Source organism: Microbacterium sp. CCH5-D1, assembly GCF_001557335.1.
GTDB classification, from domain to species: Bacteria; Actinomycetota; Actinomycetes; order Actinomycetales; family Microbacteriaceae; genus Microbacterium; species Microbacterium oxydans.
Genome location: NZ_LSJW01000307.1, coordinates 25,906 through 39,256, shown reverse-complemented (window position 1 = coordinate 39,256; position 13,351 = coordinate 25,906). Strand labels below are relative to the sequence as shown.

General features: G+C 68.7%; 11 protein-coding genes. 7 read left to right on the top strand and 4 right to left on the bottom strand.

All coding sequences use genetic code 11. The features are described from left to right. Window positions 1-19: 19 nt before the first annotated feature. On the bottom strand, window positions 20-292 hold the full coding sequence (locus AX744_RS18575; protein WP_061018578.1) for a GlsB/YeaQ/YmgE family stress response membrane protein: 273 nt from the start codon (window positions 290-292) through the stop codon (window positions 20-22). 168 nt (window positions 293-460) lie between these two features. Beyond that, complete coding sequence (locus AX744_RS18570) at window positions 461-1,381, bottom strand: Bax inhibitor-1/YccA family protein (protein WP_046748800.1); 921 nt, start codon at window positions 1,379-1,381, stop codon at window positions 461-463. Window positions 1,382-1,471: 90 nt separating this feature from the next. On the opposite strand from AX744_RS18570, the gene AX744_RS18565 reads away from it, so the two are divergent. After that, a complete protein-coding gene (locus AX744_RS18565; RefSeq protein ID WP_061018613.1) occupies window positions 1,472-2,458 on the top strand; it encodes a glycerophosphodiester phosphodiesterase family protein in 987 nt (328 codons plus the stop codon). A gap of 16 nt (window positions 2,459-2,474) precedes the next feature. On the opposite strand, the gene AX744_RS18560 is transcribed toward AX744_RS18565, so the two are convergent. Beyond that, the gene (locus AX744_RS18560; protein WP_061018575.1) at window positions 2,475-2,936 is read right to left on the bottom strand and encodes a hemerythrin domain-containing protein; all 462 of its coding nucleotides are present in this window, start codon (window positions 2,934-2,936) and stop codon (window positions 2,475-2,477) included. 40 nt (window positions 2,937-2,976) lie between these two features. Continuing rightward, window positions 2,977-3,375 carry a YccF domain-containing protein gene (locus AX744_RS18555; protein ID WP_046748802.1) on the bottom strand — a complete coding sequence of 133 codons (399 nt, stop codon included), beginning with the start codon at window positions 3,373-3,375 and terminating at the stop codon, window positions 2,977-2,979. Window positions 3,376-3,464: 89 nt separating this feature from the next. Here AX744_RS18555 and AX744_RS18550 point away from each other — a divergent pair, with 89 nt between their 5' ends. From AX744_RS18550 to AX744_RS18525, 6 genes are all read left to right on the top strand, one after another. Beyond that, entirely contained in the window at window positions 3,465-4,424 is a 960-nt protein-coding gene (locus AX744_RS18550; protein ID WP_046748803.1) for an ABC transporter ATP-binding protein, read from the top strand. Then, complete coding sequence (locus tag AX744_RS18545) at window positions 4,421-5,440, top strand: ABC transporter permease (protein WP_046748804.1); 1,020 nt, start codon at window positions 4,421-4,423, stop codon at window positions 5,438-5,440. Before AX744_RS18550 ends, AX744_RS18545 begins: the two co-directional genes overlap by 4 nt. Window positions 5,441-5,594: 154 nt before the next feature. After that, window positions 5,595-8,723, top strand: a complete 3,129-nt coding sequence (locus tag AX744_RS18540) for a lamin tail domain-containing protein (RefSeq protein WP_061018574.1) — start codon at window positions 5,595-5,597, stop codon at window positions 8,721-8,723. Window positions 8,724-8,851: 128 nt separating this feature from the next. Then, entirely contained in the window at window positions 8,852-9,463 is a 612-nt protein-coding gene (locus AX744_RS18535) for a LysE family translocator (protein WP_046748806.1), read from the top strand. 89 nt (window positions 9,464-9,552) lie between these two features. Then, a complete protein-coding gene (locus AX744_RS18530; protein ID WP_061018571.1) occupies window positions 9,553-12,024 on the top strand; it encodes an ATP-dependent helicase in 2,472 nt (823 codons plus the stop codon). A 75-nt stretch (window positions 12,025-12,099) separates the two neighbouring features. Continuing rightward, window positions 12,100-13,323 carry an SseB family protein gene (locus tag AX744_RS18525; RefSeq protein WP_061018568.1) on the top strand — a complete coding sequence of 408 codons (1,224 nt, stop codon included), beginning with the start codon at window positions 12,100-12,102 and terminating at the stop codon, window positions 13,321-13,323. The last annotated feature ends 28 nt before the right edge of the window (window positions 13,324-13,351 follow it).

The window sequence follows — 13,351 nt, the reverse complement described above, 5'->3', positions numbered from 1 at the left end:
GTCTGGATCCGGGGGATCGTCAGTCGTTGACCTTCTGGCCACGGCCGGCGATCAGGCCGTAGAGCAGCAGGACGATGATCGAGCCGCCGATGGCGAGGAGCCACGTGCCCAGGTCCCAGAACTCGGTCAGCGGACGGTTGAGGATCAGGCTGCCGAGCCAGCCGCCGAGAAGCGCACCCACGACGCCGAGAAGCAGCGTGATGAACCAGCCGCCGCCCTGCTTGCCGGGAAGGATCAGCTTGGCGATGGCACCGGCGATGAGGCCGAGAAGAAGAAAGCCGAGAAAACTCATGGTCAGCTCCTGTGATCGGGAGCCCCGGGGTGCCGGGGCTTCTTGTCCACAAGCCTGCCGAAATCCGGATCCGAGTGCCAACCCCTTGCGCGCACACCCCCGGATATGCCAAGAGGCCCGACTCCCTCGTGGGAGACGGGCCTCTGCGACTGTGGCGACGCGGTCGCGTCAGTTGTTGCCGCGGGCGATCGCGATGATGCGCAGGATCTCGACGTAGAGCCACACGACAGTGACCATGATGCCGAAGGCGCCGAGCCAGCCGTACTTGCGGGGAGCGCCGTTGCGGACGCCCTGCTGGATCTGATCGAAGTCGAGCACCAGCGAGTACGCGGCCATGATCACGACGAGGACGCCGATGATGAGGCCGAGCGGGATGCCGAAGATCTCCTGGCTGAACAGACCGAACGCGTTGGTGTTCACGCCCGTCCACATGAGGACGAGGTTCAGAAGCGAGAAGACCAGGTAGCCGATCATCGCGATCATGAAGATCTTGGTGGCCTTCTTCGAGGCGCGGATCTTGCCGCTCGCGAAGAGCGCGAGGGTCACACCGACGACCGAGATCGTCGCGAGCGTCGCCTGGAACACGATGCCGGGCCACTGCACCTCGAAGAACGCCGAGATGCCGCCGATGAAGAGCCCCTCGAAAGCCGCGTAGGCGAAGATGAGCGCCGGGCGCACCTTCTTGCGCGACGTGAAGGTGATGACCATGGCGAGCACGAAGCCGCCGAGCGCTCCGATGGCCCACGGCAGTACGTTGACGGCAGCGGGGTTGTACGGGTTGTAGCGGGGGACGTCGAGTCCGCCGAGCGTCAGCACCCAGCCGATCGCGGCGGTGACGAGCAGGATGCCGAACAGGCCGGCGGTCTTCCAGACGGTGTCCTCGACCGACATGCGGTCGGTCTCGATGGCGCCGGCAGGCGGTGCCGCGTACATGCCCTCGAGCTGTGCGTTGGCCGCAGCGTCCATCGCCCCGTGCTGGAGCGAGGCGCTCTGCGCGCCCTGGGCAGCCTGAGGTCCGCCCGGGTACGTCGCGACGTTGCGCGGGTCCTGCTGCTGGAAAGCAGGGTTGTTGAAAGCGAAGTTGCTCATTGGTGGGCCTCACTCCAAAGGGGGGTAGTAGGTCTCTTTCCTCCACGATACTCGGCAGGGGGCGCCGCCGGGGTGTTCTACGCTGAGAGCGTGCCCAGGAATTCGCCCCTCGTCATCGGGCACCGCGGTGCGCCCGGCTACCGTCCGGAGCACAGCCGCTCCTCCTACGAGCTCGCCCTCGCCATGGGGGTGGATGCGGTCGAACCCGACGTCGTGGCGACGAAGGACGGTGTGCTCATCGTGCGTCACGAGAACGAGATCTCGGGCACGACCGATGTGGCGGACCATCCGGAGTTCGCCGACCGCAAGACGACCAAGCGCGTCGACGGAAACGCGCTGACCGGCTGGTTCACCGAGGACTTCACCTGGGCGGAGCTGTCCACCCTGCGTATCCGGGAGCGTCTGCCGGAGGTGCGGGCCTCGAGTGCGAGTTTCGACGGCGCTCAGCAGATCCTGCGACTGCGCGACGTGCTCGACATCGTGCGTGAGGGTTCGGTGGAGCACGGACGCGAGATCGGCGTGGTGCTCGAGGTCAAGCACGCCACGTACTTCGCGAGCATCGGCCTCGAGCTCGCCCCGCTCATCGACCTCGAGCTGCGCGACGCCGGATGGGCCGAGGGCGAGCTGCCCCTGGTGATCGAGTGCTTCGAATCGACCGTGCTCGGGCAGCTGCGAGAGCGCGGGATCTCGGCCTCGTACATCTATCTGATCGAGGCGTCGGGGCGTCCCTACGACCTGCTGGTGGCGGAGGGCAAGCGTGCTCTCACCTACAAGGAGACGGTCGCGCCGAAGGGGCTCGACGCTCTGGTCGGCCGGGTCGACGGCATCAGCGTGAGCAAGAAGATGCTGCTCGACCGCGGCAACACGATCGTCGCGGATGCGCACGCGCGCGGACTTCAGGTCTTCACGTGGACATGCCGACCGGAGAACGCCTTCCTCGCCGCGGAGTTCCGAGGACCGGGCGGCCGCGGGGAGTTCGGCGACTACGAGGCGGAGTGGGGCGTCCTCGCCCGTCAGGGCATCGACGGGGTGTTCGTGGACCACCCGGATCTGGGCGTCGCCTTCTTCCGCGGCTGAGCCGTCCCCGACCGCGTCAGAGCGGGCCGAGCACGCTCTTCACGTCGTCGTCGAGCGTCAGCGTGCGCAGCGGTTCGAGGATCTCCCGTTCCTCGAACCGGAAGTGCGATTCCATGATCGCCGCGATCCCGTCGAGGTGCGCGCCGATCGTCGCCGAGTCATCTCCGCGCTCGGCCGCACTGCGCAGCGAGGCGAGCAGGTGGGCGAGCATCGAGTGATCCTGCATGAGCTTGTCGATGACTCCGCCGAGCTCGGGATGCTCGGCGCGCAGGGAGGGGAAGAGCTGCCGGTCCTCGGCGCCGTGGTGACCGTCGAGGGCGGCGCAGAAGCCGATGCAGTAGAGCACGAGCTCCGACGTCGCATCCGGCACGTCCGCACCCCGGCCGAGCGCGTCGCGCGTGGCAGCGAGGGCGGCACGCAGGCGGGAATGCGCCGACCGGAGTTCCTGATCCCAGGCGATCAGGCGGGCGGCATCCATCGCGCCAGTGTAAATCGGTTCAGTGCAGGAGGCATCCCGTTCAGAGTGTGCGGTCGAAGGCACCGCGCCGCGTGGAGACGATCTCCTTGCCCAGCGGCATGAGGGAGACGGGGACCATCTTGAAGTCGGCGATGCCCATCGGGATGCCGATGATCGTGATGCACAGCAGGATGCCCGAGACGATGTGGCCGATCGCGAGCCACCAGCCGGCGAGGATCACCCAGAGCACGTTGCCGAGGAACGATCCGACCCCGGCGGTCGGCTTGCTGATGACCTCTCGTCCGAAGGGCCAGATCGCGTAGGCGGCGATGCGGAACGAGGCGATCGCCCACGGGATCGTGATGATCGGGATGCACAGCAGGATGCCCGCCAGGACGTACCCGAGGAACAGGGCCCATCCGGCCAGGATGACCCAGATGATGTTGAGGATCGTGCGCATGAGCCGATTGTGTCACCACCGCCCCGCCGGGACTGAGCATCCGCCCGGAGGTCCCGGCCGAGACCGTGTGCGGATGCCAGACTGACCGCATGACCGGAATCGTTGTGCAAGACGTCAGCAGAGCATTCGGGACGGTGCAGGCGGTGAAGGGGGCCACTCTTCGTGCGGAGCCGGGGCGCGTGACCGGCCTCGTTGGTCCGAACGGTGCGGGCAAGACGACGCTGCTCCTGATGCTCGCCTCCCTGCTCGCTCCCGACGCGGGGACGATCAGCATCGGCGGTGTCGACCCGTCGGTCGACCCGCTCGCCGCGCGACGTCTGCTCGGCTGGATGCCGGACGCGCTCGGCGCCTGGCCGTCGCTCACAGCTCGCGAGACCATCGTCACGACCTCCCGTCTGTACGGGATCGAGAAGCCCGATGCCGAGGTCCGCGCCCAGCAGCTGCTCGCCCTCGTCGGTCTGGCCGACCTCGCTGACTCCCCGGCCAAGGTGCTCTCCCGTGGCCAGAAGCAGAAGCTCGGACTCGCGCGTGCCCTCGTGCACGATCCGCAGGTCCTTCTCCTCGATGAGCCGGCCTCCGGCCTCGACCCCGAAGCGCGGGTGCAGTTGCGCGTGCTGCTGCGCGGCCTCGCCGCCGAGGGGCGCACCGTGCTGATCTCCAGCCACATCCTCTCCGAGCTGGACGAGGTCGTCGACGACGCGGTGTTCCTCGTCGCCGGCTCCGTCGTCGACGCTGCGCCGGCACAGCGCGTGATGCGGGCCTGGCGGGTGCGTCTCGCCGGCGCGACGGAGGAGCGGACGAAGGCCGACGCATGGCAGGTGGCATCGACCCTCGGCATTGCGCCCGAATCGCTCGGACAGGATCGCGGTGCCGTGCTTGTCCGGCTGGAAGGGGAGGGGGCTGCGGCGCAGGCACTGCGGCACCTCGTCGAGGCGGGACTCCCGGTCGTCGAGTTCGCGCCGGCGCAGAGCCAGCTCGAGCACACCTTCCTGAACCTGCAACAGGCGTCACCGCCCCCAGCACCCACCGGAACGGAGGCGGGCGCATGAGCCTCGCGAACATCGGCATCATCGCCCGACTGGAACTGACCCAGCGGCTGCGCAGCGTCGGGTGGTACGTGCTGCTCGGCGTCTTCGCTCTGGTACTGCTCGGCGTCACGGCTCTGTCTTTCGCCGTGTACTCGTGGGGCGACGCGATCGGCGCCGGCGTGTACTCGATCGTGGTCAACGTCGTCCTGCTGCTGGTCGTGCTCGTCTCGCCGACGCTCAGCGGCAACGCGATCAACGGCGATCGGGATGCCGCCACCCTCGCCGCGGTGCAGGTGACCGCCGCATCGACCGGTGACATCATGCTGGGCAAGCTCGTCGCTGCGGTCGCCACCGGCGGTGCCTTCCTGGTCGTGGCGGTTCCGTTCCTCGGGCTATCCCTGCTCGGCGGAGGCACCAACCCCGTCGTGCTGCTCGTCTCCCTGCTCGTGCTCGCGGCCGAGATCATCATCGTCGCCGCGATCGGCGTGGGCCTGAGCGGTCTCATCGCGCGCCCGCTGTTCTCGGTGGCGACGACGTATCTCGTGGTCGCCGCCCTCGTGTTCGGAACGCTGATCGCGTTCGGACTCGGCGGCATGGCCGTGCGCGGCGAGGCCACCGTCTACTCCCGCCCGTACGACGCGAACGGCAACCCCGAATGCGATCGCTGGGAGGTGAACAGCATGCAGGAGGTGCCGCGATTCGATCTGGTCTGGTGGACCCTGTCGGCGAACCCCTTCGTCGTGCTCGCCGATGCCACCCCGACCGAGTATGCGACCGGTGGCTACCCCGTCGATCTGTTCGGTCAGATCAAGTACGGCCTGCGCAGCGCCCAGCAGTCGCCGCTCGAACAGCGCTGGGACGCCTGTGACCCCGATGGCGGATACCGCACACCGCAAGAGGTCATCGAATCGACGGTGCCGAGCTGGTTCGTCGGACTCGGAGTGCAGGTCGTCATCGCCGGCTCGCTGTTCGCGGGGGCATGGGCGCGCACCCGCACCCCAGCCCGGCGTCTGCCCCCTGGCACGCGAATCGCCTGACGGGAATCGCCACCTCCTGTTCACCTGGTGTGCACCCGAGGGATCCTCGGCGGCCATCCGGGGTCGCTGGTCTGGGCTGGTACCCGACTGAGTCCCGTCCGGACCGTCCTCGCGTCCCGCGGAGGCTGCCGGCCCAGCCACCCAGGAGTCCTCCATGCCCCGCATGCATCGTGCAGCGGCGGTCACGGCGGTGTGCGCGTTGAGCGCCGCCGCCCTGCTCGCCACTCCCGCCGTCGCGATCGGCGCCGATCCCGGCATCCGTCCGACCGAAGCGATCTCGGCTGCTCCGAGCCTCGTGCTGAACGAGATCGTCTACGACGACGCGGCGACCGGCCTCGCCGATCAGGTCGAGATCTACAACGCCGGCGCTGAGACGATCGACCTCACCGGCTGGACGATCGCCGATGAGAAGCGCGACAGCTTCGGCAAGGCGCCGGATGGCGTATCTCTCGCACCGGGGGAGTTCCTGGTGCTCGTGAAAGACGTCGACTTCGCCTTCGGGCTCGGCAAGGGCGATGAGGTTGTGCTGTTCGATCCGAGCGGCGCCGAAGCGGACTCCTATGCGTACGAGAACACCGCGCCGTTGTCGGTGTGGGCACGCTGTCCCGACGGGACGGGGCCGTGGGCACCTGCGACGACGGTCACGCCGGGCGCGCCGAACGACTGCGCGGTCGCTCCCGTCGCCGGCTCCATCGTCGTCAACGAGGTCGACTCGCAGCCGGCCGACTGGGTGGAGTTCTTCAACCCCGGCACCGCAGCGCTCGATATCTCGGGCTACGAGATCCGCGACAACTCCGACGATCACCGCTGGCAGTTCCTTCCGGGAACGCAGATCGGAGCAGGACAGTTCCTCGTGGTCGAGGAGGGGACGATCGGCCTCTCCGGAGGCGTCGAGGCCGCGTTCCGCGAGCCGATCGGCATCGGCAGCGCGGACCGAATCCGCCTCTTCGACGTCGCGGGCACGATGATCGACGACACTCTGCCCTGGCAGGGCCATGCGGCGATCGACGGCGACTTCGCCGCGGCGACCCTGGCCCGCTGCCCCGACGGCGTCGGGTCGTTCGTGCTCGCGCACCCGACTCCCGGTGCGACGAACTCGTGCGTCATGCCCGACGTCGTGATCAACGAGATCGAGTCGAACGGCGACACCACCGACTGGGTCGAGGTCGTCAACACCGGGGCCACAGCGGTCGACCTCTCCGGCTGGACCGTGATGGACAGCGACCCGACGGGGCACGCCGCCGAGACCACGCCGCTTCCGACCGGGATGATCTTGCAGCCGGGCGGCTACTTCGTCTTCGACCAGCCGGAGAACTTCATCTTCGGCCTCGGCAACGGCGACACCGTGACGATCCGCGACGCGAACGGCAACACGGTCGATGAACACGTCTACACCGCGCACGCGGCCGGCGTCCTCGCCCGCTGTGCCGATGGCGTCGGGGACTTCGTCGACATCGCGGTCTCGACCAAGGGGCTGCGCAACGCGTGCGGCAACCCGGTGCGCATCAACGAGGTCGAGTCCGACGGCGGCTCGCCCGACGATTGGGTGGAGCTCGTGAACCCGACGGACGCCGCGCTCGATGTGTCGGGCCTCGTGGTGAAGGACGACGATGACGCGCACGCCTACGCGATCGCGGACGGCACCACGATCGGAGCGGGGGAGTACCTCGTGATCGAGCGGGCTCAGCTCGGCTTCGGACTCGGCGCGGGCGATGCGGTGCGGGTGTTCGACGGCGATCTGCTCGTGGACTCGACCTCGTGGGGCGATGGCCACGCCGCGACCACCTGGGGCCGCTGCCCCGACACCACCGGCGCCTTCGCCGTCACCGCTGCTTCCACGAAGGGCGTCGCGAACGTCTGTGCCGGCGAGGTCGCCGTGGGAACGTGGCCAGGCTCCGCCGAGGTGCGCGTGGTGGACAGCATCCCGACGTTCCTCGAGGACAGCTCTGGTCTCGACGTGCAGGAGACGGCCGACGGGGCGTTCCTCTGGGCGGTCGACAACGGCGAGGGGCGCATCTGGAAGCTCGAAGCACACGCCGACGGCTCGATCACGAAGGTCGACGGCTGGGACGCGGGCAAGCGGGTGCGCTTCCAGAAGGATGCAGCGAACCCGGGAGCCGCAAGTCCAGACACCGAAGGCATCTCGGTCGACGGAGACGGCTTCGTCTACGTCGCATCCGAGCGAGACAACAGCGCCAAGGGCGTGAACCAGAACGTGGTGCTGAAGGTCGACCCCGACGCCTCGCCCGGCGACCTCGTCGCCCAGCAGGAGTGGGACCTGACCTCGCTGCTGCCTGCGGTCGGGGCGAACCTCGGCATGGAGGCCGTGCAGTGGGTTCCGGACTCCGCGCTCGCCGGAAAGCTCTTCGACGACCGGAAGAGCGCAGCATACGACCCGAAGGACTACGAGGGACACGGGGGCGGGCTGTTCCTCGTCGCGGTCGAGGACAACGGTCATGTGTACGCCTTCGCGCTCGGCTCCGACGGCTCGGCGACGCTGGTCTCGGAGATCGCTCCCGGCCTCGCCGGAGTGATGGCGCTCGACTACGACAGCGTGCGCGACAGCCTCTGGGCGGTGTGCGACGACGGGTGTCAGGGGCGCTCGGCCGAGATCACCCTGAACGGCACCGCACAGCCGGGCATCGCGCACTACGCCCGCCCGGCTGGAATGCCCGACATCAACAACGAGGGCTTCGCCACGGCGCCGGCCTCGCTTTCGGTCGACGGGCAGCGGCCGGTCTGGTGGTTCGCCGACGGTTTCGCCTCGGAGGCGCTGCGCACCGGGACGCTCCCCGGTGGTGGCGGCGCTCCTGGAGGAGAGATCCCGCCGCTTCCCGGCACGGAGCTCGTCGACGGCAACCGCGGTGGTCTGACCGTCGATCCCGCGGTCGCGACGCGAGGCCAGACGGTCACGATCACCGTCGACGCGAAGGGCGCTGGCACGGACGTCGCGGTATGGATGTACTCCGATCCGACGCGTATCGCGACGGGCGCGCTCGCGGAGGGCGGCACCATCGCGGTGAGGATCCCGGCGGATGCACCGCTCGGGGCACATCGGATCGCGGTGTTCGATGCGAGCGGTGCTCTCCTCGGCTGGGCCGACATCCGGATCTCTGCGGAAGCGGAAGCGGAAGCGGGAGCGGGAGCAGGGGCCGGTGCAGGAGCCGGCGCAGGTGGGCTCGCGGCCACCGGATCCGAGCTTCCCCTCGCGGCTGCAGTCCTGGCGCTGCTGCTGCTCACCGCCGGCGCGGCGACGATGGGACGTCGGCGGCGCGGGGCCTGAGTCGTGAGCGGGGGTGCGATCTGCTCGTGCCCCCGCGCACCCGCGCCATCTTCCTCCAGGGGGTGCGCGCACGACGCCCGACCCACTAGACAGGGTGTGAGCGCGGGGAACCGCATGAGAGGACGTCGATGAGCATCGCATTCCTGCTGACCACGCTGGTGATCGTCGCGACGCCCGGCACCGGCGCCGTCTACTCCATCGCCGAGGGCATCTCCCGTGGGCGCAGAGCGGGCATCATCGCCGCATTCGGCTGCACGCTCGGCGTCATCCCCCACATGATCGCGGCGATCACCGGGCTGGCCGCGATCCTGAACGCCTCCGCCGTGGCATTCGAGACGATCAAGTGGATCGGTATCGCCTATCTGCTCTTCCTCGCCTGGCAGACGCTGCGCGACAAGTCGCTGATCCAGGCCGAAGAGGATCCTGCTCCGCGCTCGTCGTGGCGCGTGATCGGCACGGCCGTGCTCATCAACGTGCTCAACCCGAAGCTCACGATCTTCTTCTTCGCCTTCCTCCCTCAGTTCGTGCCGTCGCAGGCGCCGGACGCCGCCTGGCAGATGGCAGGACTCAGCCTCGTGTTCATGGCTCTCACCTTCGTGGTCTTCGCGCTGTACGGCATCTTCGCCGCCACGATGCGCACCCAGGTGCTGGGGCGGCCGAGGGTCGTGACCTGGCTGCGCCGCTCCTTCGCCGCGACCTACGTGCTCCTGGCCGGACGCCTTGCGCTGGAGACCCGGTAGCGTCCCCTGCACGCGCAGTCGCTGCACGCCTCCGGGGAGGCGAGGTTCCGTGCCGTGGTGTCGGTGCCGACGCCTAGACTCGTAGGGCCATGACCGAAGCTCCTCTCATCGTCCCCTCCACAGCTGGTCCTCGCTCGTCGGGAACCCCGGGGCAGGACGATCTCCTCGCCGGCCTCAACCCTCAGCAGCTCGAGGCCGTCACCTATCGCGGCCCGGCGCTGCTGATCGTCGCCGGCGCCGGATCGGGCAAGACCAGCGTGCTCACCCGCCGCATCGCCTCGCTGCTGCGCAGCCGGGAGGCGTGGCCGAGCCAGATCCTCGCGATCACCTTCACGAACAAGGCCGCCGGCGAGATGCGCGAGCGTGTCGAAGGGCTCATCGGCGACGCTGCGCGCGGCATGTGGATCTCGACCTTCCACTCCGCATGCGTGCGCATCCTGCGTCGCGAGGCTCAGCAGTTCGGATTCACCAAGAACTTCACCATCTACGACTCCGGCGACTCGCGCGCGCTCATCAAGCGACTCGTGAAGGAGCACGAGGCCGATGCCTACGGGCTCACCCCCGCCGCGGTGCAGGGTCGCATCTCCAAGCTGAAGAACGAGCTGTCCGATGCCGAGGGCTATGCGCGTCAGGCCAACATGTCGGATCCCGCCGAGCGCGTATTCGTCGAGGTGTTCGCCGACTACCAGCGGCAGCTGCAGAAGGCCAACGCCTTCGACTTCGATGATCTGATCGGCCAGACCGTCTACCTGTTCCGCGCCTTCCCCCAGGTGGCGGACACCTATCGCCGTCGGTTCCGGCACATCCTGGTCGACGAGTACCAGGACACCAACCACGCCCAGTACGCGCTCATCCACGAGCTCACCCGGCCGGTGTCGGGCGCGGGTGCGGCATCGGAGCCATATGCCTCGAACGGCATGATGATCTTCGAGCCCGACCCCGAGCCAACACCGGGCGCCGGTGAGGCCGGGGCGTCGCTCACGGTCGTCGGTGACTCGGACCAGTCGATCTACGCCTTCCGTGGTGCCGACATCCGCAACATCAGCGAGTTCGAACGCGACTTCCCCGGAGCGAAGGTGGTGCTGCTCGAGCAGAACTACCGTTCCACCCAGAACATCCTGTCCGCCGCGAACGCCGTGATCGGCAACAACTTCGACCGCAAGGACAAGAAGCTCTGGAGCGACAAGGGCGACGGTGACGCCATCATCGGCTTCACCGGGTACTCCCAGCACGACGAGGCGCAGTTCGTCGCCGACGAGGTCGAGGCACTCCACCGCAAGGGGATGCCGTACTCGGAGATGGCCGTCTTCTATCGCACGAACTCGCAGTCCCGCGCGCTGGAGGAGATCTTCATCCGCTCCGCTGTGCCGTACAAGATCATGGGCGGCACGAAGTTCTACGAGCGCGCCGAGATCAAGGACGCGCTCGCCTATCTCGTCGCTGTCGCCAACCCCGCCGACGAGATGTCCGTCCGCCGCATCCTCAACAAGCCGCGGCGCGGCATCGGCGATGTCACGGAGACGGCGATCGCCCGCTTCGCAGAGGAACACGGGATCTCGTTCCGAGACGCCCTGTCGCTTCCTGGCCAGCTCGGCGTCGGCCCGAAGATCCAGGCCGCGATCGCGCAGCTCGACGCGGTGCTCGCCGAAGCGACGGCGATCATGCTGCCGGCGACGGGCGAAGTGCCGCCACCCACCTCGGTTGCCGATGGGCTCAGCCTGCTGCTGTCGAAGAGCGGCTACCTCGACGCGCTGCGAGCCAGCCGCGACCCGCAGGACGAGGCACGCGTCGAGAACCTCGACGAATTCGTCGCCGTCACGCGCGACTTCGCCCGGAACAACCCCGAGGGCACCATCACCGACTTCCTGACCGAGGTCGCCCTGGTGTCCGACGCCGACGATCTCGACGACGAATCCGGCTCCGTATCGCTCATGACGATGCACACCGCCAAGGGCCTGGAGTACGACGCGGTGTTCGTCACCGGCGTTGAGGAAGACCTCATCCCGCACCGCATCTCGGCGGGAGAGCCCGGAGGGCCGCAGGAGGAGCGTCGACTGTTCTACGTGGGGATCACCCGCGCCCGCAAGCGCCTGCACCTGTCCTTGGCGATGACCCGCGCGCAGTTCGGCGAGGTCACGGTCGCGATGCCCAGCCGCTTCCTGCAGGAGATCCCCGCGAACCTGATCGACTGGCGGCAGTCTCCGGGCGACGTCAACTCGCGCGGCGGGATGCAGTCGCGTGCGCTGAACGCCCGTCGTCAGGGCGGTTTCGGCGGATCGGGCTCCGGAGATCGCTTCGCGGTGAAGTCGTTGCCGGGGCGAGACTCCTTGAAGCCGCTGTCGACCGCCATGGACAAGTTCCCCAACAGAGTCACGGCCAAGATGCGCGACAACGGCGACCTCGAACTCGCCGCGGGCGACCGCATCCGTCACGTCGACTTCGGTGAAGGACGGGTGGACGCGGTGACCGGCGAGGGCGCGAAGCGCATCGCTCACGTGCGGTTCGACTCGGCGGGACAGAAGAAGCTCCTCATCAAGGTCGCGCCGATCGAGAAGATCTGACCCCGTCCCGGTGCGCCCGCGTCGGCGGAGCATCGGGAGGGAGCGCCGTGCGGATTGCCGGTTAGGCTGGCTCATATGGCCCTCTTCTCCCGCCGCAAGAAGTCCGGTGACGATGCCGTCGCCCCCACCGCCGAGGCCGTCGAGCCCTGCACAGCGCAGGGGGATGACCATCCCGCCGAGAGTGCGCTCTCCGAAGGCACGGCGTCAGAGAGCGCGACGTCCGACAGCGTGACGTCGAACAGCGTGACGTCGGACAGCACCGTCGACGAGCAGCCCACTGCGGCGCCGTCGATCGGGATCTCGGTGCAGGCGTTCCGAGGCGTCGGTGCGGAAGCGGGTCCTGAGGTCGAGCTGCCGTCCTCCGACGCGCCGTCGAACCCGCAGACGCCGCCCGCAGCTCCGGCCGCGCCGCAGACCCCGCCGCGTCCTGCCACCCGGCCCGAGGCGCCCGAGGAGCGGCGCCTGCCCCTCGCGTCCGTGCTGCCGCCGGAGCAGACCGAGACGGTCCCCGGCATGAAGGACAACGTCCTGCTGCGTGAAGCGCTCACCGAGATCGAAGCCGGCGCGACCAACGATCAGCTGCTCGGGGTCATGCGTCAGGCGCTCCAGGGGCACCTGTACATCCGCGTGAACGGCGACGCGCGTGCACAGATCAGCGAGGGCAAGGCCCTTTCGGTCGCGGTCGTCCGAGACAGCGAGGACCGCCAGTACATGCTGGCGTTCAGCTCGGCGGGCGCCGTGCGTGATTCCGTGCAGCTCGAGGCCGACCCCTCGTCGACCTCGGCGGTCGCTCAGCCGGTCACCTCGGTGCTGCAGCAGGTCGTGTCCGGTGACTTCGCCGGCCTCATCGTCGACAACGCCTCGGCTCCGCACCGCGTGGTCTTCCCGACCGAGCTCCTGCAGAAGACTCTCGAGCAGGCCGACGTCGACATGACGGTGAAGAGCATCCTCGCAGCCCCTCGCGAGCAGGACTCGGCCGTCAAGGTCGGGGAGGCACTCGCGACCACGCGGATGTGGGTCGCCGTCAACGACGGTTCCGGCGGCGGCCCCGTCGGCATCGCCGAAGCCCAGACGACGGACGGACGCCGATTCCTGCAGCTCTTCTCGCACCCGCTCGAGGTCATCGCCCTCGGCCGCGGCGACCGACCGCTCCCGTTCGCACCCGAGCAGCTCGCGAAGGTGCTCACCAGTCACGCCGACATCGCCGGGGTGATCGTCGACTCGGCCGGTCCCTCCATCGTCGTCGAACGGGATGCGCTCACGCCGGTCCTGGTCCTCGCCGTCGACCTCGGCGACTGACCCAGATCTGCTGACCTGATCCGGCCCC

Bases quoted from the DNA above. Each gene is read 5' to 3' on its own strand.
- AX744_RS18575 (WP_061018578.1), bottom strand. From the start codon at position 292: ATGAGTTTTCTCGGCTTTCTTCTTCTCGGCCTCATCGCCGGTGCCATC.
- AX744_RS18570 (WP_046748800.1), bottom strand. From the start codon at position 1,381: ATGAGCAACTTCGCTTTCAACAACCCTGCTTTCCAGCAGCAGGACCCG.
- AX744_RS18560 (WP_061018575.1), bottom strand. From the start codon at position 2,936: ATGGATGCCGCCCGCCTGATCGCCTGGGATCAGGAACTCCGGTCGGCG.
- AX744_RS18555 (WP_046748802.1), bottom strand. From the start codon at position 3,375: ATGCGCACGATCCTCAACATCATCTGGGTCATCCTGGCCGGATGGGCC.
- AX744_RS18550 (WP_046748803.1), top strand. From the start codon at position 3,465: ATGACCGGAATCGTTGTGCAAGACGTCAGCAGAGCATTCGGGACGGTG.
- AX744_RS18545 (WP_046748804.1), top strand. From the start codon at position 4,421: ATGAGCCTCGCGAACATCGGCATCATCGCCCGACTGGAACTGACCCAG.
- AX744_RS18540 (WP_061018574.1), top strand. From the start codon at position 5,595: ATGCCCCGCATGCATCGTGCAGCGGCGGTCACGGCGGTGTGCGCGTTG.
- AX744_RS18535 (WP_046748806.1), top strand. From the start codon at position 8,852: ATGAGCATCGCATTCCTGCTGACCACGCTGGTGATCGTCGCGACGCCC.
- AX744_RS18530 (WP_061018571.1), top strand. From the start codon at position 9,553: ATGACCGAAGCTCCTCTCATCGTCCCCTCCACAGCTGGTCCTCGCTCG.
- AX744_RS18525 (WP_061018568.1), top strand. From the start codon at position 12,100: ATGGCCCTCTTCTCCCGCCGCAAGAAGTCCGGTGACGATGCCGTCGCC.